Here is a 22,886-nt window from a genome sequence, read left to right on the forward strand (position 1 = left end):
AGCCGTCCTGATTTCATCCAAATGCCGTCCCTTGAACTCCAGCTTCGCGTCTTTCGAAGCGAGAACGGCGGGGGCCGGCCTTCGATCGCGTCCGGAGCGGCAGGGACGACGCCCGAAGGCAATGTCGTCCCGCCCATTCCGGATTACAATGGAATGTTGTCGTGCTTCTTCCAGGGATTCTCGAGCTGCTTGTTGCGCAGCTTGCGAAGCCCCAGGGCGATGCGGCGACGGGTCGAGTGCGGGTAGATCACTTCGTCGATGTAGCCGCGGCTGGCGGCCACGAACGGGTTGGCGAAGCGGTCTTCGTATTCCTTGGTGGCTGCGGCCATGCCGTCCGCGTCACGGCCGCGGAAAATGATCTCGACAGCGCCCTTGGCACCCATCACCGCGATTTCGGCGGTCGGCCAGGCATAGTTGAGGTCGCCACGCAGGTGCTTGGACGCCATGACGTCGTAAGCGCCGCCATAGGCCTTGCGGGTGATCACGGTGATCTTGGGCACGGTGGCTTCGGCATAGGCGAAGAGCAGCTTCGCGCCGTGCTTGATGATGCCGTTGTGCTCCTGGTCGGTGCCCGGAAGGAAGCCGGGAACGTCGACGAAGGTGACGATCGGAATGTTGAAGGCATCGCAGAAGCGCACGAAGCGCGCGGCCTTCTTCGACGAGTTGATGTCGAGCACGCCGGCCAGCACCATCGGCTGGTTGGCAACGATGCCCACGGTCTTGCCTTCGACGCGACCGAAACCGCAGATGATGTTCGCCGCGTGCATCGGCTGGATCTCGAAGAACTCGCCCTCGTCCAGTGTCTTCCTGATGACTTCGTGCATGTCATAGGGCTGGTTGGCATTGGGCGGGATGATCGTGTCGAGGCTCTCCTCGAGACGGTCCCACGGATCGGCGGTCGGACGCTCGGGCACTTCCTCGCGGTTGGACAGCGGCAGGAAGTCGAAGAAGTCGCGTGCGGCCAGCAGCGTCTCGACGTCGTTCTCCAGCGCAAGGTCGGACACCGAGGTCTTGCTCGAGTGCGTGACCGCACCGCCGAGCTCCTCCTGGGTGACGACTTCGTTGGTCACGGTCTTCACGACGTCCGGACCGGTCACGAACATGTAGGAGCTGTCTTTCACCATGAAGATGAAATCGGTCATCGCCGGCGAATAGACCGCGCCGCCCGCACAGGGGCCCATGATCAGCGAGAGCTGCGGGACCACGCCCGAGGCCAGCACGTTGCGCTGGAACACTTCGGCATAGCCCGCGAGCGAGGCGACGCCTTCCTGGATGCGCGCGCCACCGGAATCGTTGAGACCGATCACCGGCGCACCGACCTTCATCGCGTTGTCCAGCACCTTGCAGATCTTCTGCGCGTGACGGTTCGAGAGCGAACCGCCGAACACGGTGAAGTCCTGGCTGAACACGTAGACCAGTCGGCCATTGATCGTGCCCGAACCGGTCACGACGCCGTCGCTGGGAATGCGCTGGTCCTGCATGCCGAAGTCCACGCAGTCATGCTCGACGTAGAGATCGAGTTCCTCGAAGCTGCCCTCGTCGAGCAGGACTTCCAGACGCTCACGCGCAGTCAGCTTACCCTTGGCATGCTGAGCGTCGATGCGCTTCTGCCCCCCACCCATTCTGGCGGCGGCGCGGCGCTTCTCCATTTCGGCAATATTTGCGGACATTCGGCTTCCCTTCTCCGAAGAGGTTTCAGCGTGTTCTCGTGTCCGTGCCTAAGGCAGGTTGCGAGCCTCAGGTCAACAGTTTTTAATCAACCGATTAATTCAATACGCCCGTTAAAGCCGCCACATTTCACATATCCGATGGGCCGGGAGCGCAACTTTCGCTCAGCCCGGTATCTTGCCGGAGAGGCCGAAATCGCGGGCCTTGTCGTGCGGATGATCGATCACGGCGACCACGCTGACGGTGATCGCCAGCATCAGCAGTGCAAAACCCGCCAGACCGATCGCGAGAGCGCGATTTGCAGGTGCTCGCTCAACGGTCAGTTCGCGCCCCGCCCGCATCCGGCGCGACACCAGCCGCTCCTCCTCGCTGCCCCAGCGGTGGATCACCACGAGCGCGGAAATCGCGAACATCATCGTGCCCGGAATCCACATGATGATGCCCCCGGTCTGCTCGTCTGTGAGCATCGAGACGTGCCACATGTGCCCCAGCGCCAGGTAGGCATCGTAGAGCGGGATCGTCTTGAAGGTCAGGAACGCGCCCAGCACGATATTGCCCAGCGCCGCGAAGACGAACATCGCGAGGCGTGCCCCCAGCCCCGGTCCCTGCGGTGCGGCACGGCGGTCGAAGATGACCGAGAAGAAGACCAGTCCCGTCACCAGCAGGCTGATGTGCCACATGTAGTGGATCGGCTCGTCGAGAATCGCGAGATCGTGCCAGTGGGGCATCATCCAGAACAGGCTGGCGGCAAGGAACAGGACGGTCGCCACGAACGGGATACGCAGGAAGTCCACGAAGCCACGCAAGGGCCCGGAACCCGCGAAGAACCGGCTCACGCCCTTGGGCAATCCGCGCACCAGCGCGGCCTGCGGGCGCGACAGGAAAATGAGCATGGGAGCCACCGTGCGCAGCAGCATGTGCTCGACCTGATGGACCGCGAAGATGTGATCGGCCAGCCGCTCGACCGGGGAGATCAGCGCCACGAACAAGGCCAGCAGGCCGCCGTTGAAGGCCAGCAAGCGCCATCGCTCGGCGACGAGGCCGTGACGGCTGCCCTTCCAGTAGATCAGGGCAACGACTACGAGACCGACAATGATCTCGGGCGATAGCTGCCATAGCGTCCAGGGGCTGGCATCGGCGCGGACGTGCCCGCCATGGGCCAGCGCTGGGGTCGAAAGCACTGCGAGAAGACTCGCGGCCAACCATCGGAAAACACGCATGCAAGGGGGCATATACCCCTCGCACCGTCATGCAACCCCAGCAAAAGCGCGAGGACCGGCCTGCCTTACTTGAGCAGGACGAGTTCCTCGGACATTGTCGGGTGCACCGCGACCGTGGCGTCGAAGTCCGCCTTGGTCAGCCCCGCCTTCACCGCGATGGCCGCCGCCTGCATGATTTCCGGCGCCTCCGGGCCGATCATGTGCAGACCCACGACGCGATCCGTCTCGGCATCGCAGATCATCTTGTAGAGCGAACGTTCGTTGCGGTGGGCAACGACGTTCTTCATCGGCCTGAAGTCGCTGGTATAGACGCGCACCGAACCCAGCTTCTGGTTCGCCTCGCCCTCGGTCATGCCCACACCCGCAATCGGCGGATGGCTGAAGACGGCCGAAGGAATGCAGCTGTAGTCCACCGTCGTCGGCTTGTCGCCGAAGACCGTATCGGCAAAGGCCTGTCCTTCGCGGATGGCAACCGGGGTCAACTGCACGCGATTGGTGACGTCGCCCACGGCGTAGATGTGATCGACGCTGGTCTGCGAGTACTCGTCGACCTTGATCGCGCCCTTGTCGTCGACTTCCACCCCGACGTCGCCGAGGCCCAGCCCTTCGACATTGGGCACGCGGCCAGTGGCGAACAGCACGCAGTCGACGTCCATCGGCTCGTGATTGCTCATGGAGACCTTGAGCGAGCCGTCCTCGTTCTGCTCGATCTTCTCGAATTCGGCGTTGAAGCGGAAGTCGATGCCCTTGGTCAGCGAGATCTGCAGCAGCCGGTCGCGCACGCTTTCATCGTATCCGCGCAGAAGTTGGTCGGAGCGGTTCATCAGCGTCACCTTGGCGCCGAACTCGTTGAAGATTCCCGCGAACTCATTGGCGATGTAGCCCGCACCGGCGATCAGGACGCGGCCCGGAATCGCATCGAGATGGAAAGCTTCGTTCGAGGTGATGCCCAGCTCGTGGCCCGGGCAGGACGGCACGTGCGGCCGCGCACCGGTAGCGATAAGAATGACCTTGGCCGTCTTCTTCTCGCCGCTCGAAAGGGTAATCTCATGTGGGCCGGTGATCCGTGCCCGCTCGTGAAAGATCTCCACCTCATGATTGGTGAGCGTCTGCGTATAGAGTCCGTTGAGGCGGTCGACGTCATTGAGCACGTTGTCGCGCAGCTTGACCCAGTCGAACGTGGCCTCGGGAATGTCCCAACCGAAGTGCTTGGCGTCTTCCAGGTCTTCGGCGAAATGCGCGCCGTAAACGAGCATCTTCTTGGGCACGCAGCCGCGGATCACGCATGTCCCACCGACCCTGAACTCCTCGGCCACGGCAACCCGCGCACCGTGCGCTGCAGCAACGCGGCTGGCGCGCACGCCGCCCGAACCGGCGCCGATGGTGAAAAGGTCATAATCGTACTCGGACATTCACATGCTCCCGGCCTGCGCCATTGGACTGGTCGGGGGCGCATATGGGGCATCGAATCCGCGATTGCCAACCACCAGCACGCAATCGTCGAATTTTTAATCGCGGCCCGCCCGGCCCGGGAGCCTGTCCATGCGGTCAGTTCAGGACCAGCCGCCAGGTGCCCAGCGCCCGCAGATCGCGCGCATCGGTGGTGCTCGCCATGCCCAGGCGCAACTGCGAACGCGGTCCGCCCTTTTCGAAACCGACGGTCAGCAAGGGATCGACCGCGCCGGAAAAGTCGACACGGCGGTCGGTGAACAGGAGCGAGCGGCTGGCCATGTCGTAGCCCGAGCCGATCGTGTAGGTCCCCTTGCCCGAGACGACTGTCAGCGGCTGTGCAAGACAGAGCCGCAGCACCCCGCCGAATATCGCCCGGCTTGCCGTGAAACCGAAGCGACTGGTGAGGAACGTCCCGGCATCGGTCAGCAGCATGTCATCGGCCAGCTTCAGCCGTGTAGCGCCGAGGCTGGCATAGCCTGCGAGCCTCCACGTCCCCAACCTTGCCGTTTGCGCAACTTCAAGGAAAGCGGTGCGGGCGCCGTCGCCGAAGCGCAGCGCGCCGCTTCCGGTCGGCGTACCGAAGACGGTTCCCTGTTCATCGAGCAGCCCTGCCTTGAGACCGGTTCCCGCCTTGCGCCAGGAGGCGACTGCGCCATTGGCCGAACCGTAATCGGCGCGGCCAACCACCACCGACAGGCCAAGGCGTCCCCCGGCAAGCGGATGGTCGGCAGCAACCGCGAAGTCCGCCACGGGCGCATAGGCGAAGACCGCGTCCGAACTCGGCGCCAGTCCCATGAATTCGCTGGAAACGCTGTCGTTGGAATTGAGCGAAGCACTCAGCCACGTCTTGCCGCTGCGCCAGGCGACATGGCCGTTGGTCAGCATCGTGCGCACTTCATCCTCGCCCGGCCCGACGCGCAATCGGGTGAAGCCGGCACTGGCATCGAGATCGCGGGTCGCAAGCCGCGTGAAGCCGGCATTGGCCTGCACCCGCATCCGGCGCCCGATCGAGAAGCGGTCCACCCCAGGCTGTGCAACAAGGCCCGACAGGTCGCCCGTGAAGTCTCGCCCATAAGCATCGAGCACGGTCACATGACCCAGCGCGCGTGCCTTGAGCCCGGCGGCACCGACCGCTTCGGGAACGACGAGGCTGGAACCGGTCAGCGAAGTCTGCGTCACCCCGTTGGACAAGGTCGGATTGACCGGCGAAAGCGCCGCCTGCACATCGATCAGGCCATGCCCGAAGACAGGGTCCACGCCCGGCGCGCCGATGTCTCGCGCGGTGTTGACGATGACCTCCCCGGCCTCGATGCCGGAAAGCTGCGGCCACTTGCTCAGGATCAGGGCAGCAAGGCCGCTGACCTGCGGCGTTGCCGAACTCGTCCCGCTGAACAGCACCAGAGACCCGTCGACGTACTGCGTGGCATTGGTGCCCATCGCCGCCACGCAGTTGTTCATGGCAGTCGCGCCGCACTGGTTCGAATAGTCGGTCAGTTCGTAGCTGGTCTGCGTGCCTTCCAGCGCCACGACGAAAAGCCAGCTTCGGGAATTGCTGGAATTGAGATCGAGGTAGCCGTCCACATTGGCCGCGCTGTCGTTGCCGGCCGCATTGACGAAGAGTCCACCGCTCGCCTGGTAGCGCGCCACCATCTGCGCCCACGCCGGGCTCGCCACTTGCGGATCGACCTTGGCGATCGAGGCATTGACGACCTTGATGCCGTTGTCGCCGGCATAGGCCATGGCCTGCGACATCCCGATACCCAAGGTCTCCTGCGCGTCGGGATCGGTCGTATCGAGGTCGATCTCGCTGATGCGCAGGGCAACGATCTCGGCACCGGGCGCGATCCCCTGCACACCGGTGCCGTTGTTGCGCGCGGCGATCACGCCCGCGACCATCGTGCCATGGTCGGAATAGTCGTCACCGATGACATTGCGCTGCGTGGTGACGCCGTTCTCAGTAACCGTGCCGTAATCGCGGCTGAGGTTGGAAATCTTGCCCTGGAGTTCGGACACTTCCTTCACGCCATCGTCGAGAACGGCGACCTTCACGCCCTGCCCGGTCCATCCGTTGTCGAGCGCATAGAGCGCGTTGACGTACTCGAACGAGACGTAATTGTTCCGATATTCGGCATCGTCCTGCACCGAGCGCCGCGGTTGCTGGCTCTCGGGCGCGATGACGTAGCCGGTCGGCGCCGGGGTGGGCGTGGGTGTAGGGGCCGGAGTGGGACTCGGGGTTGGGCTCGGGGTCGGACTGGGCGCCGGGGTCGGCGTTGAATTGACGCTGCCGCCGCCTCCGCCGCAACCTGCCAGAGCCATGGCGAGGATACTCGCCATGACCGCATCACGTACCACTCGCGAAGGCCCCGCCATGGCCTAGTCCCCCTGCCCATGCAGGCCCGCATGCCTTCACCGCACATCCGGAAAAGGCGGGCCGCAATCACCGATTGCGGCCGACCTTACAGGGTTAATTCTTGCTGAATACTGAAACTGCCCCGTAGTCATGTCGGGGCCGGAAAGGCCCCGACACGCCTTCAGCTGATTCCGGCCAGCTCCAGCAGCGCCTCGGTCGAGGGATCGAATTTGGTGCCGCCCTTCTCGATCTGCTTGGCGATCTCCTTGCCCAGTTCAACGCCGAACTGGTCGAAGGGATTGATGCCCATGAGCACGGCATTGGCGAAAGTGCGATGCTCGTGGAAAGCGATCAGCGCACCGAAAGTGGCCGGGCTCACTTCGTCGAGCAGAATCGTCGCCGAAGGACGGTCGCCGGGATAGGCGCGGGCCGGATCCTCGCTGTCCTTGCCCGCCATCAGCGCAGCGCCCTGCGCGAAGCAGTTGGAAAGCAGGATGCGGTGGTGATCGAGGCTGAGGTCATGGCCCGGCGCGATGGAGGCGATGAAGTCCACCGGCACCAGGTTCGTGCCCTGATGGAGAAGCTGGAACACGGCGTGCTGGGCATCGGTACCCACCCCGCCCCAAGTGATCGGCGCAGTCGGCCCGTCGACCGGACTGCCATCGGCCTTCACGCTCTTGCCGTTGGATTCCATCTCCAGCTGCTGGAGATAGTCGGGCAGCAGTGCCAGCCGTTCGTCATAGGCGAACACGGCGCGCGTCTGGCAACCACGCAGGCGGGTGTAGTACTGGTCGGCAAAGGCCGCGCGCAGCGGCAGGTTGGCACTGCCGTCAGTATCGCGGAAGTGCTCGTCCATGGCGGCAGCGCCCGCCAGAAACTCGGCAAAATCGGGCCAGCCAAGCGCCATCGCGACCGGGAAGCCGATCGAGGACCACAACGAATAGCGGCCGCCCACGCTTTCCGAGAAAGGCAGGATTCGGGTTTCGTCGACACCCCATTCCATCGCCTTTTCCGGCGAGGCCGTCAGCGCGACGACGCGGCCGTAGGGATCCTCCACGCCGTTCTCGCGCAGCCATTCGATGGCGCTTTCGGCATTGGTCATCGTCTCGATGGTGGTGAAGGTCTTGGACGCGACCGCCAGCATCGTCGTTGCCGGATCGCAGCCCTTGAACGCCTCTTCCATGGCGCAGCCGTCGATGTTCGACACGACGTGGACGTCGACCATCGCACCGTCGCGGGCGAGCGCGTCGACCGCGAGTGCCGGTCCAAGCGCCGAACCGCCGATGCCGATGTGAATCAGGTGCTTGACCTCACCCATCGCGCCACGGTGGATCGCCTCGACGATCGCGGCCATGCGGTGATGGTTCTCGGCCGCCAGCGCCACGCTCTCATCCTTGCCGACGCCGCGCTGGGCGGTGTGCTCGGCGGCGCGGCCTTCGGTCGGATTGACGATCTCGCCGCCGAACAGGGCCTTTCGGCGTCCGGCGAAGTCCATCGCTTCGGCCAGTTCCTCGAATGCGGCCAGGTGACCGGCGTCCAGATGCGTTTTCGACCAGTCGAAACGGATCGTGGTCGCCGCCTCGTCCTCACCCAGTTCGAACCGGGTCGCAAGAGTGTCGAGCCGGGCCGGATCGCCTGCAAAGAGCTCAGCCAGCGACGGCTTGGCCAGTCCCCTGAGCTTTTCCCAGGCTGATTCACTCATACATTGCTCCTGCACAGTAGATTTGCTGGCCTTATGCATGTTGCGGCTGCGAAGGCCAAGACGGTTCTTCGTCGAGAAGAGACGGTTACAAGGCCGGATTGAACTTGACGGATCGCAGCTTGCGCAACAAGGGTTCCGCCCATGAGCGAGACCAATAGCGACGCCGCCAAGCCGGCCATCGACTCGACAGCGAAGAAGCCTGCGGCGGCGGAGAAAAAGGACGAGGGTTTCTTCTCGTTTCTTTTCTGGCTGGTGCTGGCTGTGGTGGTGCTTCGCAGCTTCATCATTTCGCCCTTCAACATTCCCAGCGAATCCATGCTGCCGCGCCTGTTGACCGGCGACTACCTGTTCGCGACGAAGTGGTCCTACGGCTATTCGAAGTACTCGCTGCCCTTCAGCCTCCCGCTGATCCCGGGCCGGATCTTCGCCAGCCAGCCCGAGCGCGGCGATGTCGTCATCTTCAAGGCGCCCCCGGGCAACGACGTCGACTACATCAAGCGCGTCATCGGCCTTCCCGGCGACGAGATTCAGATCAGGAGCGGCCAGGTCTTCATCAACGGCAAGGCGGTGCCCAAGCAGCGCCTCGACGACTTCATCCTGCCCGTCTCGCCGAACACCGATTGCTATGCGCCCGAGTTCGAGACGACCGACAAGGACGGCAAGCCGGTCTGCCACTATCCGCAGTTCCGTGAGACGCTACCCAATGGCAAGAGCTACAACGTGCTCGACCTCGGCACCACGCCGCAGGACGATACCGGCGTCTACATCGTGCCCGAAGACCACCTGTTCCTGATGGGCGACAACCGCGACAACTCCATGGACAGCCGCTTCCCCGCCGTCGAGGGCCAGGGCATCGGCATCGTTCCGCAGGGCAACCTGGTCGGCAAGGCCGCGATCATGATGTTCTCGACCGATGGCTCGGCCGAATGGATCAAACCCTGGACCTGGTTCACCGCGGCCCGCTGGAGCCGCATCGGCGGGACGTTCTGACCTTGCTGGACGACATTACGCGTGCCTTCATAACCGGGACGACCGGCACTGCGCCCCAGGACGAGGGGCTCTGGCTGGCTGCCCTGACCCACGGCAGCACGGGCGAGAAACGCAATTACGAAAGGCTGGAATTCCTCGGCGACCGTGTACTCGGCCTGGTCGTCGCCGAATGGCTGTACGAAACCAGCAACGAGGCCGAGGGTCGCTTGTCGCAGCGGCTCAACGCGCTCGTCAGCCGTACCATGTGCGCCCAGATCGCGCGCCAGATCGAACTGGGCCCGCTGATGCGGCTGGGCAAGCAGGCCCGCGACGACGGCGGCGAGGACAGCGACAACATCCTCGGCGACGTGATGGAAGCGCTGATCGGCGCCTGCTTCATCGAATGCGGCTTCGACAGCGCCAAGGCCATGGTGCGAAAGCTGTGGGCCGACGCGGTGCAGGGCAAGACGGGCAAGCGCAAGCATCCCAAGTCCGCACTGCAGGAATGGGCCGCCGGCAATCGCCGCCGGATTCCCGAATACCGCCTGCTGGAGCGCACCGGCCCCGACCATGCCTCGCGCTTCACGGTCGAGGTCACGATCCACAATGTCGGCAGTGCCCAGGCCACGGCCTCGTCCAAACAGGACGCGGAAACGCAGGCCGCCGAAGAGTTCATGAAAAAATTCGCATGATGGATTATTCCGTGTGCGTCCTCAGGCAGACTTGGGGCGTTACCGGCATGATGCATTGCCCAGTTACGCGCGAGCCAAGCCTGCCGAGGCGTGCGTGCCAACCTGACTATCGAGGAATTCGCCCATGACCGAGAAATGCGGTCTCGTCGCCGTGATCGGCGCCCCCAATGCCGGCAAGTCCACGCTGGTCAATGCGCTCGTCGGCCAGAAGGTGGCGATCACCTCGGCCAAGGCGCAAACCACCCGCGCCCGGCTGATGGGCATTGCCCTGCAGGACCAGGTGCAGATCATCCTGGCCGACACGCCCGGCATATTCGCACCCAAGCGTCGTCTCGACCGCGCCATGGTCGCCGCCGCCTGGGAAGGGGCGCAGGAGGCCGATGCCATCCTGCTGGTGGTCGACGCGGTCAAGCAACGCCGACACGAACTGACGCCCCTGCTGGAAACGCTCAAGGACCGCTCCGAGCGCAAGCTGCTCGTGCTCAACAAGGTCGATGCCAGCGCCAAGGAACCGCTGCTCAAGCTGGCCGAGGAACTGGCAGGCGCAGTCGACTTCGACGAAGTGTTCTTCGTTTCCGCGCTCACCAACGACGGTGTGCCCGAACTCAAGACGCGGCTTGCCGACCTCATGCCCGAAGGCCCCTGGCACTACCCCGAGGATCAGGTCTCCGATGCCTCGGAACGCCTGCTGGCCTGCGAAGTCACGCGCGAACAGCTCTACAAGCAGCTCCACGACGAACTGCCCTACGACAGCGCGGTGCGGCCCGAATCCTATACCCAGCGCAAGGATGGCTCGGTCGAGATCCGCCAGCAGATCGTCGTCGCGCGCGACAGCCAGAAGGCCATCGTGCTGGGCAAGCGGGGCGCCAAGATCCGCGCCATCGGTGAAGCCGCGCGTAACGAATTGGCAGAAGTTCTGGGGCAGAAAGTTCACCTCTTCCTCCATGTGAAGGTCGAGGAAGGCTGGGCCGAGGCCCGCGACATCTACGAAGAGATCGGACTGGACTGGGTAAAATGATCCGCACGCCCCGTATTGCCGCTGCATGTGCCGCGCTGCTTTTCGGCTGCGCGACCGCTCCGCTGGTCGAGGCGCAGGCCGCCGAGACGGACAGCATCGAGGCGGTCGGCAGGATCGGGGCGGAACAGGCCGTGCCCGAAGATACCGTTGCGCAAAGCCTGGAAGGCGCACGTTACGTCGCCATCGGTTCCTCGTTCGCGGCCGGTCCGATGCTCCCCCCCGGAAAGCCCGCCGCTCCCGGCGCGCCGACCCGTTGCGGTCAGAGCATGAACAATTACCCCACGCTGCTGGCGCAGCGCTTCGGCATGGTGCTGGTCGACCGCACCTGCTCTGGCGCGAGGACCCAGCACTTGCTCGGTCCCTGGGGCGATGTCCCGGCGCAGCTCGCCTCGGTCGACGCGGCTACCCGGCTGGTGACGGTTACCATCGGCGGCAACGACCTCAACTACATCGGCGACCTGTTTTCCGCGACGTGCGTCCAGCGCGCCAGCGAAGTGGCGGCAGCCGGGTTCGAGGCAAAGCCCTGCGGTGCGATCCACAAGCCTGCCGATGCCGATTACCTGCGCGTAGAGGAGCAGCTTGGCCTCATTGCCCGGCGCGTCCGCGAAGCGGCTCCGAAGGCGCGCCTCGTCTTCGTCCAGTATCTGACACCCCTGCCCGCCACGCTCTGTGCCAATACCCCGGTAAGCGAGGATGCGGCGGCCATCGTGCGGCAAATCGGCGCACGACTGGCCGAGATAACCGGAAAGGTCGCGCAGGCGCACAAGGCCATCGTCGTGGAGATGAACCAGGCTTCTGCCAACCACACGCCTTGCGATGCCGAACCATGGATGATCGGCGCACCCAAGGGCTACGACGGCAAGCAGGGCCTGCAGTGGCACCTGAACCTCGCCGGCATGAAGGCAACGGCCGATGGCATTGCCTACTGGCTGGAACGCAGCGGCGTGCAGCCGAAGGTCCCGCAGATGCCGACCATCGAGCAGTCCCCGCTCGCGCCGATCGACGTTCAGGCCGCGCCCGAACCGCAGGTGCCTGACACGGCAGAACCGGCGAAGGAAGACAAGTCGCGGCTCAAGCCCGAAAGCCCGAAAGCAGGCAAGCAACCCAAGTCCTGAACAACCGCGGGAGCCGTCAGGCCAAGCCGCTCAATCGCGCGGGTTCTCGGCCACCCGCCAGCGCGTGAGGCTGCCCAGCCCGGCCAGCAGCGCCAGCCCCGCTGCGAACAGCATCGGGACCGGGCCCAGTCCGGCTCCGAAAGAAAGAAACAGGCCGATCGAGGCCGCGCCCAGTGTCTGGCCGAATAGTCGTCCGGTCGCCAGCAATCCGCCCGCCGCGGCCGTCCGTTCACGCGGGGCATTGCTCACGACCATGCGCGCATTGGGGGAGAAGAACAGGCCGAAGCCCACTGCGCAGACGACAAGGCGCCAGGCAATCGCCGCCGCTCCTGCGTGAACCGGCATGAAGGCCAGCAAGGCCAGGCCGACGGCGGCGATCACCATGCCGGTCAGTCCGAGGATCGAGGGCGAAACGCGGTCGGACAACCATCCCGCCGCAGGGGAAACGAACAGCATCGTCAGCGGCAGGGGCAGGATCAGCAATCCCACTTCGGGCGGACTGAAGCCCATGCCCTGCTCCAGACGGAAAGGCAGCGCGACGACGAGCCCCGCCGAGCCGATGAAACCGGCCATGGCCGCCAGAATCGAGATGCCGATGGCCGGGCGTGACAGCAGATCCACAGGGAAGACCGGATTGGTCCGCGCCCTTTCGCTGCGTGCCAGCAGCAACGCCGAGGCCAGGCCGGCCAGTGCCACGGCCATGCCGGCAACCAGCCAGCCACCATGGACCGCCAGTTCGATGCCGCCCACGAGCATGGCGAATGTCGCCGCGCTCCACAGGCCGGAACGCCAGTTGAACGGAATCTTGCCGCGCACCGGGTCGGGCAGGAAGCGTCCGATCATCAGCGATATCAGCGCGCAGGGGACAGCGGCCACGAAGATCAGCCGCCAGTCAGCACGCGCAACGATCAGGCCGCCGAGAACCGGCGCAATGGCATTCGAGGACGCCACGATCACTGAGTTGATCCCAAGGCCGCTGCCAAGCTTCGTCTTGGGATAGATCTGCCGGATCATCGCCGTCGACACGCTCATCGCCATGCCGGCACCCAGTGCCTGCCCGACCCGGACCATCAGCAGGGCCGGCAGCGAATTGACGAGGAGCGTGAGCGCCGAGGCCGCCATGAAGATGACCTGGCCGATCTGGTAGACCCGGCGCAGGCCCAGCCGCTCGCCCAGATTGGAGAACGGCAGCAATGCCATGACCATGACGAGCTGGTACAGGGTAACGACATTGACGATCGCCCCGCCCTCGACATGCAGGTCCCGCGCAATCGTCGGCAGGGCGACGTTGGCGATCGTACCGTCCAGAACGAAGAGCGCCGTACCGAAGGATATGGCGATGATCGCCCAGATCCGGCGTGGCATGGCAAGGCCATCGTCCTCGTGGCGTTCCCCGCCGGATGCATCCGAGTTGGCAGGCATCGCATCATCGGCGAAGTCGAGGCTGCCACCAACCGACTTCCCATCCGAAGCCGAAGACATATCGTTTCGCAACTGCAGCATAACAGGGAAACGCCTAGGCAGCCCGTTGTCTCCCGGCAATCGCCATAAAATTCCCTATAGTTGCATAAACCGCAACCACAGGGTCCGAGCGTCAGCGCAGTTTGGCAATCGTCATGCCGTGCTGGCGGGCCGCATCCTTCGTCGATTCCTCGGTGCGGTTCAGCGCCTTGGCAATCTCCTTGAGCCCCTTGCCCTTGCCCGCAAGCATTTGCAGCTTCTGCAGTTCATCGGGTTTCCAGGGCTGCTTGTGCTTGGCGATCTTCTGGCTCATTGCCTGTTCTCCTTTGTCGGTTGCATGGCAACGAGACGGACGCGACCAGACAGATCCGGCCCGAGTGCACTCACGCGTCCACGTCCCAGGGAACCTCGCCGTCCTGTTCGGAGCCGGCTTCCGAAGAACCGCTCGCGGCTTTCTTGGCCGGAGCCTTTTTCGCCGCAGCCTTTTTCGCGGGAGCCTTCTTGGCGGTGGCCTTCTTCGCCGGAGCCTTCTTCTTGCCCTTGGCCGGCCCCTTGGCGGCCTTGGCGTCGATCAGGGCAATGGCCTGTTCGGCAGTCAGGTCCTCGGGCTTCTGGTCGCGCGGGAGGGTTGCGTTGGTCGTGCCGTCGGTGACGTAGGGGCCGTAGCGTCCCACCATGACCTTCATCTCACCCTCGCTTGTCGGGTGCTTGCCCAGCACCTTGAGCGGTTCTGCCTTGGCGCGCTGACCGCGCCCGCCGCCTTGCGCGGCTTCAGCCAGAATCGAGACGGCCGCATTCATGCCCGTCTCGAACACGTCGGCGGTAGTGCGCAGCTTGCCGTACTTGCCGTCATGGAGCAGGTACGGCCCATAACGCCCTATATTCGCGACGATTTCCTTGCCGGTCTCGGGGTGCTTGCCCACCTCGCGCGGAAGGCTGAGCAGCTTGAGCGCCCAGTCCAGCGTAAGCTCGTCGATGTCCTTGGGGATCGAGGCGCGCTTGGCTTCCTTGCCCTCGCCCAACTGGATGTAGGGACCGAAGCGACCGACCCGACGGGTAATTTCCTCGCCGGTCTCAGGGTGCTTGCCCAATTCCTCGTCGTCGGCCTGCTCGCCGTTGCCGCCGGGCTGCGCGAACTTGCGGGTGAACTTGCACTCCGGATAGTTCGAACAGGCGACGAAGGCTCCGTAGCGCCCTCCGCGCAGCGCCAGTCTGCCATCGGCGCACTTGGGGCAGGCGCGCGGGTCGGACCCGTCATCCTTCGGCGGGAACAGGTAGTCGGACAGGAACTCGTCGAGCACCTCGGTCACTTCCGAGGGCTTGCGCTCCATCACCTCGTCGGACTTCGGTTTGAAGTCGCGCCAGAAAGCCTCGAGCAGTTCTTTCCACGCATGGCGACCACCCGACACGTCATCGAGTTCCTCTTCCATGCCCGCGGTGAAGTCATAGGCCACGTAGCGTTCGAAGAAGCGTTCGAGAAACGCGGTGAGAAGTCGCCCCGATTCCTCTGCGAAGAAACGGTTTTTCTCTGTGCGAACGTAATTGCGGTCCTTGAGGACCTGGATCGTCGCGGCATATGTCGAGGGACGGCCGATGCCCAGTTCCTCCAGCCGCTTGACGAGGCTTGCCTCGGAGAAGCGCGGCGGCGGCTGGGTGAAGTGCTGCTCGGCAGTCACGTCCTTCTTCGCGGGCGCATCGCCGTTGCGCATCATCGGCAGCAGGCCGGATTCGTCGTCGTCGTCCTTCTGGTCGCGCCCTTCCTCGTAGACTGCGAGGAAGCCGGGGAACTTCACGACCTGACCGGTGGCGCGCAGTTCGTTGCGCCCGGTGCCGTCGCGCAGCGTGATCGTCGTACGCTCCAGGGCGGCAGAGGCCATCTGGCTCGCCATCGCGCGCTTGAAGATCAGGTCGTAGAGGCGAGCCTCGTCGCCCGAGCCGAAACGGTCGCGTGTGAACTCGGTAGGACGGATCGCCTCGTGGGCTTCCTGCGCGTTCTTCGCCTTGGTCTCGTAGTGACGCGGCTTTTCCGGGAGATAGTGCCCGTCGTAGCGGTCCGAGATCGCCTTGCGGCAGGCGGAAATGGCCGAAGGGTCCATCTGCACGCCGTCGGTACGCATGTAGGTGATCGCGCCCGCTTCGTAGAGCGACTGCGCCACGCGCATCGTCTGGCTGGCCGAGAAGCCGAGCTTGCGCGAGGCTTCCTGCTGCAGCGTCGACGTCGTGAACGGCGGCTGCGGATTGCGGCGATGCGGCTTGGTCTCGACGTTCTCGACCTTGAAGGCGCCCTGCTCCACGGCGGCCTTGGCGCGCATCGCGGTGCCTTCGTCGCCGATGCTCAGGCGATCGAGCTTCTGGCCCTCGAAGGCGACCAGCTTGGCAGTGAAGGGCGTTCCGTCCTGCTCCATGAGCGCGGCGACGGACCAGTATTCCTGCGGCCTGAATGCCTCGATCTCACGCTCGCGGTCGACGATCAGGCGCAGCGCCACGGACTGCACGCGACCCGCAGACTTGGCACCCGGCAGCTTGCGCCAGAGGACCGGCGAAAGCGTGAAGCCGAACAGGTAGTCGAGCGCGCGGCGGGCGAGGTAGGCATCGATCAGGTCCTGATCGAGTTCGCGCGGGGCCTGCATCGCCTTGGTCACCGTGTCCTTGGTGATGGCGTTGAAGGTCACGCGCTGCACGTCCTTGGGCAGCGCGCGGCGCTTCTTGAGCAGTTCCAGCACGTGCCACGAAATCGCCTCGCCTTCGCGATCAGGGTCAGTCGCGAGGATCAGTCGGTCGGAAGCTTTCGCGGCATCGGTGATCGCGCGGACCTGCTTCTGCTTGTCCCCGTAAAGCTCCCAGTCCATTTCGAAGCCCTCGTCAGGGCGAACCGAGCCATCCTTGGGCGGAAGATCGCGGACGTGGCCGTAACTCGCCAGGACCTTGAAGTCCTTGCCCAGGTACTTTTCGATGGTTTTCGCCTTGGCCGGCGATTCGACGATGACAAGCTGCATTTCAGACTTTCGATAAGCGCTACGCGCGTGCGCATGTACGCACACATATACACACGTACAAGTTGGGTCGGGCTTTGAGCAGCCGTCAAGGGGGCATCAATCTCGCTGCGAACAAGGCCGGAAAACCATCGCCGGGGATTACGCCAGACTGACGCGGCCGCCCGCGTGACGCACCAGCGCGCCGGTGATCTCCAGTTCGAGGAGTGCGAGCTGAACCGCCGAAGCGCTGGCTCCCGACTGTCGGATCAGTTCATCCACCGGCACTGGCGCGGTGGTGAGCAGATCGGCGATCGGCGCAGGCTCTGCATCGGAAAGGTCGTCGCACAGGGCCCAGTCCGGCGCCGCTTCGCGCAGAGCGGATTGCGGCGCCCCGGCAAAGCCCCCGAGCAGCTCGGTCACGTCCTCTGCCCGCTGCACGAGTATCGCACCATCCCGGATCAGCTGGTTGCAACCGTGCGAACGCGGGTCGAGCGGCGAACCGGGGATGGCCATGACTTCCCGGCCCATCTCCCCGGCCAGCCGCGCCGTGATCAGCGAACCGGAACGCGGTGCGGCCTCGACCACCAGGGTTCCTGCACAGAGCCCGGCGATGATCCGGTTGCGCGCGGGGAAGTGCCGCGCCAGCGGATCGGTGCCCGGCGGCTGCTCGGCGATCAGCAGACCCTCTCGGGCGATACGTTCCTGCAGATCGGCGTGTTCGGGCGGATAGGTCACGTCGATGCCGCTGGCGATGACGCCCACCGTCGCACCCGATGCGCTCAGCGCGCCGTCGTGCGCGGCGCCATCGATGCCGCGGGCGAGACCCGAGACGACCGTGACGCCCGCCTCGGCGAGCTCTCCGGCGAGCGTCCGGGCCAGCCGGACAGCCGCTGCCGAAGCGTTGCGCGCGCCCACCATGGCGACGCAAGGTGCCTCAAGGATTGCGGTATCGCCCCTGACGATGAGGATCGGCGGCGCCCCCTCGCTGGCGGCAAGCAGCGGCGGATAATCGGGCGCGTCGTGAAACAGGTAGCGAGCCCCCGCACGGCGTACGGCCCGGGCTTCATCGAGGGCGACATGCTCGGGCACCGCCCGATAGCGCTTTCCGGATCGCCCCGCGATTTCGGGAAGCGCATCGACGGACCGGCGCGCATCGCCGAAGCGCGCGAGCAGGTGCGCGTAAGTGACGGGACCGACGTTGGGCGAGCGCAGCAGGCGAATGCGCGCGAGCGCTTCATCCCTGTCGATTGCGGCGAGCGTCTGCCCCCCGCTCACACGCAGGCCCCTGTCAGGACTTCTTGCTGCCGCCCACCCTCGGTTCGGTTCCGGCGCGCAGCCGCGCGATGTTCTCGCGATGCTGGAACAGCACGATCGCTGCGATCACGGCCAGCACGAGCGCGGCGTCCTGATGCCCCAGCACGAGAGCCACCAACGGAGCCACCACCGCCGCGGTCATGCCCGCGACCGAGGAAATCTTCACTGTCAGGAGCAGGCCGATCCAGGTCAGCGCATAGGCAAGCCCCACCGGCCAGGCGAGGCCGAAGGCGATGCCCGCCGTCGTCGCCACGCCCTTGCCGCCGCGAAACCTCAGCCAGACCGGGAAACAGTGCCCCAGGAAGGCGCCGAGAGCGGCCAGCCAGACCCATTCCGGCCAGACGGCCGCGGCAATCAGGACGGCGGCCAGACCCTTGAGGAGATCGAGCAGGAGCGTGGCCGCAGCCAGCCCCTTGCGTCCGGTACGCAGCACGTTGGTTGCGCCGATGTTGCCCGAACCGATCGAGCGCAAGTCGCCCGCACCGGCAATTCGGGTGATGATGAGGCCAAAGGGTACGGAGCCGAGCGCGTAGCCCAGTGCCAAAGCGAATATCCACTGCATGCGCCTCCCTTAGCCGTTTGCTCTGGAATGGCGAAGCCTAGTTGCTCTTTCGTCATGGCAGCGGTTAACAGGTCGCAAGGTTCAGGGAAAAACGATGTCCTCCGATAGTTCCAGCACCGGGCAGACCGCAGGCAAACGGGCCTGCAGCGACCCGTCCGCGCCGATTCTCCTGTTCGACTCGGGTGTGGGTGGCCTCACGGTCCTGGAAGAAGTGCGCAAGCTCCAGCCCGCCATGCCGGTGATTTACGCAGCGGATACGGCCGGTCTGCCCTATGGCTCCAAAAGCGAGGCGCAAGTCGCCGCGCGCGTCGCCGGGCTGCTCGGCCGCATGACGGAGCGTTTCAAGCCCCGACTCGTGTGCATCGCCTGCAATACCGCGTCGACGATCGCCCTTGGCATGGTTCGCGACGTTCTCGAGGTTCCGATCGTGGGCACCGTGCCCGCGATCAAGCCGGCTGCGGCAATGACGCGCAGCGGCGTGATCGGCCTGCTCGGCACCGAAGCGACGATTCGGCAAGCCTACGTCGACCGACTCGAGCACGAGTTCGCCGCCGACAAGATCCTCCTGCGCCACGGTGCTCCGGGCCTCGTCGAGGCTGCCGAAGCGAAATTGCGCGGCGAGCAAGTGGACATGAAGATCATCCGCGAGGCAGCAGAGGCCCTGCGATCGAGGCCCGACGGGGAGCGGATCGACACCGTCGTTCTCGCCTGCACGCATTTCCCGCTGCTCAGGACCGAACTGGCCGAGGTTTTCGGTCCGGATGTGCGCTTCGTGCATGGCGCCGCAGGTATCGCACGCCAGATCGCACGCCTCACTGACGGGCAGGAATGCAGTCGCCATGTACCCGACCGGGCGTTATTCACCGGCTCGGAAGGCACGCCGGATGCATACCGGGAAGCGCTGGCGCATTATGGGCTGACTGAGAGCGGTAAATTTTGACTCCAAGGCTGAACCTGTTTCTTCTGGCACTGATCCTTTTCGTCGGTGTGCCCTACTACTGGTTCCAGCTCGACGCCGACCGCTACGATGCCAGGCCCAAGTCGCTGAGCATCGCGCAGTTGCGCTCCCTTGCCGAAAGCATGCCCGGCCAAAAGCCGATCGCACTGAACTACGAGCAAGTCGGCATTCGCTACATCGTCAGCAACAGGCTCGCAGCTGGTACCGGCCTGCGCCCTGCCCGCACCGCGCTGCGGGCCTATGAGCTGATCGTGCCGGGCCATGCCCCGATCATTATCGACGGCGGCCCGACGGCCGCCGTCGCCAAGCAATACGATGTCCGCGATTTCGACAGCATGGCCGAGCGCCGGATCAACACGGCGGCTCGGAAGGCCAGCCTTTCACTGGCGCTCGTCAACCACCCGCTGCACAATGCCAACGACGGATTCAGCCTGCTGCGCGCCAGGGAGATGTTCGCGGCCAAGACGGAAGAGCCGCAAGCCGTGGCGCCAGGTGTCGTGGTCATCCCGCTTACCGGCCTCACCGTGGCTTCGAACATGGTCTACACCCGCCTTGCGGACGGGCACGAATTCCTCTTCACCGGGGATGCCGCGATGATCGACAGCAGCTGGAAGGACGTGCTGCCCCCGGCGCGCATGGTCACCGGCCACTTGCGCGCGCCGGAGCGCAGGGAAATCGTCTCCTGGTTGATGACGATCAATGCCCTGGCACGCTCCGCTCCGCATATGACCATCATATCGGGCCATGAACCGTCTGCGCTCACCTCGGCAAAGCGCGGATTCTCCAATTAAGGTGACTGAGACAACTGACTGGTCATGAACCGAAGTATAATGTAAACGGCCGCCGTCTATAGGGTAGAAGGCCCGGCACAAGTAACGCAGGACAACGCCTACGTGAACTACGAGCACATTTTCGACCAGGCCATCGAACGCCTGCACTCCGAAGGCCGCTACCGAGTCTTCATCGACATCCTGCGCAACAAGGGGGCCTACCCCAACGCACGATGCTTCGCCGGTCATAACGGCCCGAAGCCGATCACGGTCTGGTGCTCGAACGACTACCTTGCGATGGGCCAGCACCCCAAGGTCATCGAAGCGATGGAAGAGGCGCTGCACGACGTCGGCGCCGGTTCGGGCGGCACCCGCAACATCGGCGGCAACACACACTATCACATCGAGCTTGAGAGCGAGCTGGCCGACCTGCACGGCAAGCAGGGCGCGCTGCTGTTCACCTCCGGCTACGTCTCGAACGACGCCACGCTGTCGACGCTGGCCAAGCTGCTGCCCGGCTGCATCATCTTCTCGGACGAACTCAACCACGCCAGCATGATCGCGGGCATCCGCAATTCGGGCTGCGAAAAGAAGGTCTTCCGCCACAACGATCTCGAACACCTCGAGGAACTTCTGGCCGAAACCGATCCCGCAGTGCCCAAGCTGATCGCGTTCGAGTCGGTCTATTCGATGGACGGCGACATCGCCCCGATCCACGCGATCTGCGACCTGGCCGACAAGTACAACGCCCTCACCTACATCGACGAGGTTCACGCAGTCGGCATGTACGGCCCGCGCGGCGGCGGCATCACCGACCGCGACGAGGCGGCTCACCGCATCGACATCATCGAAGGTACGCTGGGCAAGGCATTCGGCGTCATGGGCGGCTACATCGCGGCCGATACCAAGATCATCGACTGCATCCGTTCGTATGCCCCGGGCTTCATCTTCACCACCTCGCTCTCGCCGGTCCTCGTTGCGGGCGTGCTCGCTTCGGTGAAGCACCTCAAGAGCTCGAGCGAGGAACGCGACGGCCAGCAGCGCTCGGCCGCCATGCTCAAGCAGATGTTCCGCGACGCGGGCCTGCCGGTCATGGATTCGACCACGCACATCGTCCCGCTGATGGTGGGCGATCCGGTCAAGGCCAAGAAGATCAGCGACATTCTGCTTGCCGAATACGGCGCCTATGTCCAGCCGATCAACTTCCCGACCGTGCCGCGCGGCACCGAGCGCCTGCGCTTCACCCCCGGCCCGGCCCATACGGAAGCCATGATGCGCGACCTGACCAACGCGCTGGTCGAGATCTGGGAGCGCATGGAGATGAAGCTGGCCGCCTGACAATCGGGCTTGACCAGGCTCTCTTTGACGCCTGCAACAATTTCTACTCCTCAGGGCTCCCCGCTGGTGCGGCGGAGCCCTTTTTTCTGATACCGCCAATCCCCAAGTGCTCCCCGTCGCGGCTGCGCGCGCCTCCTCACGGGACGCATTCGCCCTCCCCCCGACCGCGACATGATCATGAGGAATGACATGGCAAAGCTTTTCGAGCCGATTCAGGTCGGCAAACTGACCCTCGCCAACCGGATCGTCATCGCGCCGATGTGCCAGTACTCCGCCCAAGACGGTCGCATGACCGACTGGCACACGATCCACCTGGGCACCCTTGCCCAATCCGGCGCGGGCATCCTCACCATCGAGGCCGCTGCGGTCGCGCCGGAAGGACGTATCACTTACGCCGACGTCGGACTGTGGGACGATGAAACCGAAGCGGCGATGGGCAAGGTCCTCGAAAGCGTGCGGCGCTGGTCGGACATGCCGATCGCACTGCAACTCGCCCATGCGGGCCGCAAGGCCAGCACGACGCGTCCGTGGGACGGCGGCGCGCAGATCGCACCCGGCGAGGAAAACGGATGGCAGACCGTTTCAGCGTCGGCAGCGCCCTTCCAGACCCATGAGAACCCACCTGAAGCCCTCGATGCCGCTGGCCTTGCCCGCATTCGCGATGCCTTTGCGGACTCCGCACGCCGCGCTGCCCGCCTTGGCATGGATGCCATCCAGATCCACGCGGCGCACGGTTACCTGCTGCACCAGTTCCTCTCACCGCTCTCCAACCGACGCGAGGATGAATACGGCGGCAGCCTCGAAAACCGCCTGCGCTTCCCCCTCGAAGTCTACGACGCCGTGCGCGCGGCATTCCCGGCCGACAAGCCCGTGACCGTACGCGTGTCGGGCACCGACTGGGTCGACGGTGGGTGGGACGTCGAGCAGACCATCGCCTTTGCCCGCGCGCTCGAAGCGCGCGGCTGCGATGCCATCCACGTCTCCAGCGGTGGCCTGCATCCCGATCAGAAGATTCCCGTCGGCCCCAACTATCAGGTTCCGCTGGCACGAAAGGTCAAGGAGTCGGTATCGATGCCGGTCATCGCGGTCGGCCTGATTACCGAGCCGGAACAGGCAGAAGCCATCGTTGCCACCGGGGACGCCGACATGATCGCGATTGCCCGCACCGTCCTCTACGATCCGCGCTGGCCCTGGCATGCCGCCGCCAAGCTAGGCGCAAGGGTCAAGGTGTCCCCGCAGTACCTGCGTTGCCAGCCGCACACTTACAGGGACCTGTTCGAACAGGCCTGACCGGCATCGCAGCCAGAAACGAGAAAGCCCAC

General features: G+C 64.8%; 18 protein-coding genes. 8 read left to right on the forward strand and 10 right to left on the reverse strand.

Translation table 11 applies throughout. The features are described from left to right. Positions 1 to 143: 143 nt before the first annotated feature. The 5 genes from B5483_RS05890 to pgi all read right to left on the reverse strand — a co-directional run bounded on the left by B5483_RS05890 (position 144) and on the right by pgi (position 8,392). Positions 144 to 1,670 carry an acyl-CoA carboxylase subunit beta gene (locus B5483_RS05890; RefSeq protein ID WP_054947651.1) on the reverse strand — a complete coding sequence of 509 codons (1,527 nt, stop codon included), beginning with the start codon at positions 1,668 to 1,670 and terminating at the stop codon, positions 144 to 146. 162 nt (positions 1,671 to 1,832) lie between these two features. After that, the gene (locus B5483_RS05895; RefSeq protein WP_245828830.1) at positions 1,833 to 2,849 is read right to left on the reverse strand and encodes a cytochrome c oxidase assembly protein; all 1,017 of its coding nucleotides are present in this window, start codon (positions 2,847 to 2,849) and stop codon (positions 1,833 to 1,835) included. 104 nt (positions 2,850 to 2,953) lie between these two features. Further along, positions 2,954 to 4,300: a glutathione-disulfide reductase gene (gor, locus tag B5483_RS05900; protein WP_054947649.1), complete on the reverse strand. Its 1,347-nt coding sequence runs from the start codon at positions 4,298 to 4,300 to the stop codon at positions 2,954 to 2,956. A 136-nt stretch (positions 4,301 to 4,436) separates the two neighbouring features. Continuing rightward, positions 4,437 to 6,674, reverse strand: a complete 2,238-nt coding sequence (locus B5483_RS05905; protein WP_245828831.1) for a S8 family peptidase — start codon at positions 6,672 to 6,674, stop codon at positions 4,437 to 4,439. A gap of 197 nt (positions 6,675 to 6,871) precedes the next feature. After that, the gene (gene pgi, locus B5483_RS05910; RefSeq protein ID WP_054947648.1) at positions 6,872 to 8,392 is read right to left on the reverse strand and encodes a glucose-6-phosphate isomerase; all 1,521 of its coding nucleotides are present in this window, start codon (positions 8,390 to 8,392) and stop codon (positions 6,872 to 6,874) included. A 141-nt stretch (positions 8,393 to 8,533) separates the two neighbouring features. On the opposite strand from pgi, the gene lepB reads away from it, so the two are divergent. The 4 genes from lepB (at position 8,534) to B5483_RS05930 (ending at position 12,186) form a co-directional block, all read left to right on the forward strand. Then, positions 8,534 to 9,382: a signal peptidase I gene (lepB, locus tag B5483_RS05915; protein ID WP_054947647.1), complete on the forward strand. Its 849-nt coding sequence runs from the start codon at positions 8,534 to 8,536 to the stop codon at positions 9,380 to 9,382. Positions 9,383 to 9,384: 2 nt separating this feature from the next. Further along, positions 9,385 to 10,053, forward strand: coding sequence for a ribonuclease III (gene rnc / locus B5483_RS05920; RefSeq protein ID WP_079729894.1), 669 nt, complete (start codon positions 9,385 to 9,387; stop codon positions 10,051 to 10,053). Between the two features lie 124 nt (positions 10,054 to 10,177). Continuing rightward, positions 10,178 to 11,071: a GTPase Era gene (era, locus tag B5483_RS05925; RefSeq protein WP_054947646.1), complete on the forward strand. Its 894-nt coding sequence runs from the start codon at positions 10,178 to 10,180 to the stop codon at positions 11,069 to 11,071. Further along, positions 11,068 to 12,186 carry an SGNH/GDSL hydrolase family protein gene (locus B5483_RS05930; protein WP_079729724.1) on the forward strand — a complete coding sequence of 373 codons (1,119 nt, stop codon included), beginning with the start codon at positions 11,068 to 11,070 and terminating at the stop codon, positions 12,184 to 12,186. Before era ends, B5483_RS05930 begins: the two co-directional genes overlap by 4 nt. A 30-nt stretch (positions 12,187 to 12,216) precedes the next feature. On the opposite strand, the gene B5483_RS05935 is transcribed toward B5483_RS05930, so the two are convergent. From B5483_RS05935 to plsY, 5 genes are all read right to left on the reverse strand, one after another. Continuing rightward, positions 12,217 to 13,689, reverse strand: a complete 1,473-nt coding sequence (locus tag B5483_RS05935) for an MFS transporter (RefSeq protein ID WP_245828832.1) — start codon at positions 13,687 to 13,689, stop codon at positions 12,217 to 12,219. Between the two features lie 91 nt (positions 13,690 to 13,780). Then, positions 13,781 to 13,960 (reverse strand): hypothetical protein, encoded by a 180-nt coding sequence (locus B5483_RS05940; RefSeq protein ID WP_041559057.1) that lies wholly within the window; start codon positions 13,958 to 13,960, stop codon positions 13,781 to 13,783. 70 nt (positions 13,961 to 14,030) lie between these two features. Next, entirely contained in the window at positions 14,031 to 16,643 is a 2,613-nt protein-coding gene (gene topA, locus B5483_RS05945) for a type I DNA topoisomerase (RefSeq protein WP_079729725.1), read from the reverse strand. 138 nt (positions 16,644 to 16,781) lie between these two features. Further along, complete coding sequence (gene dprA / locus B5483_RS05950) at positions 16,782 to 17,897, reverse strand: DNA-processing protein DprA (protein ID WP_079729726.1); 1,116 nt, start codon at positions 17,895 to 17,897, stop codon at positions 16,782 to 16,784. A gap of 13 nt (positions 17,898 to 17,910) precedes the next feature. Further along, positions 17,911 to 18,498, reverse strand: a complete 588-nt coding sequence (gene plsY, locus B5483_RS05955) for a glycerol-3-phosphate 1-O-acyltransferase PlsY (protein ID WP_054947642.1) — start codon at positions 18,496 to 18,498, stop codon at positions 17,911 to 17,913. 94 nt (positions 18,499 to 18,592) lie between these two features. On the opposite strand from plsY, the gene murI reads away from it, so the two are divergent. The 4 genes from murI to B5483_RS05975 all read left to right on the forward strand — a co-directional run bounded on the left by murI (position 18,593) and on the right by B5483_RS05975 (position 22,854). Beyond that, positions 18,593 to 19,438 (forward strand): glutamate racemase, encoded by an 846-nt coding sequence (gene murI, locus B5483_RS05960; RefSeq protein WP_079729727.1) that lies wholly within the window; start codon positions 18,593 to 18,595, stop codon positions 19,436 to 19,438. Continuing rightward, positions 19,435 to 20,247 carry a hypothetical protein gene (locus tag B5483_RS05965; protein ID WP_079729728.1) on the forward strand — a complete coding sequence of 271 codons (813 nt, stop codon included), beginning with the start codon at positions 19,435 to 19,437 and terminating at the stop codon, positions 20,245 to 20,247. Before murI ends, B5483_RS05965 begins: the two co-directional genes overlap by 4 nt. Before the next feature lie 102 nt (positions 20,248 to 20,349). Further along, the gene (hemA, locus tag B5483_RS05970) at positions 20,350 to 21,564 is read left to right on the forward strand and encodes a 5-aminolevulinate synthase (RefSeq protein WP_054948342.1); all 1,215 of its coding nucleotides are present in this window, start codon (positions 20,350 to 20,352) and stop codon (positions 21,562 to 21,564) included. A 189-nt stretch (positions 21,565 to 21,753) separates the two neighbouring features. Next, positions 21,754 to 22,854: an NADH:flavin oxidoreductase/NADH oxidase gene (locus tag B5483_RS05975; RefSeq protein WP_079729896.1), complete on the forward strand. Its 1,101-nt coding sequence runs from the start codon at positions 21,754 to 21,756 to the stop codon at positions 22,852 to 22,854. Positions 22,855 to 22,886: the final 32 nt, after the last annotated feature.

It is taken from the genome of Novosphingobium mathurense, assembly GCF_900168325.1.
In the GTDB taxonomy this organism is placed as follows: domain Bacteria; phylum Pseudomonadota; class Alphaproteobacteria; order Sphingomonadales; family Sphingomonadaceae; genus Novosphingobium; species Novosphingobium mathurense.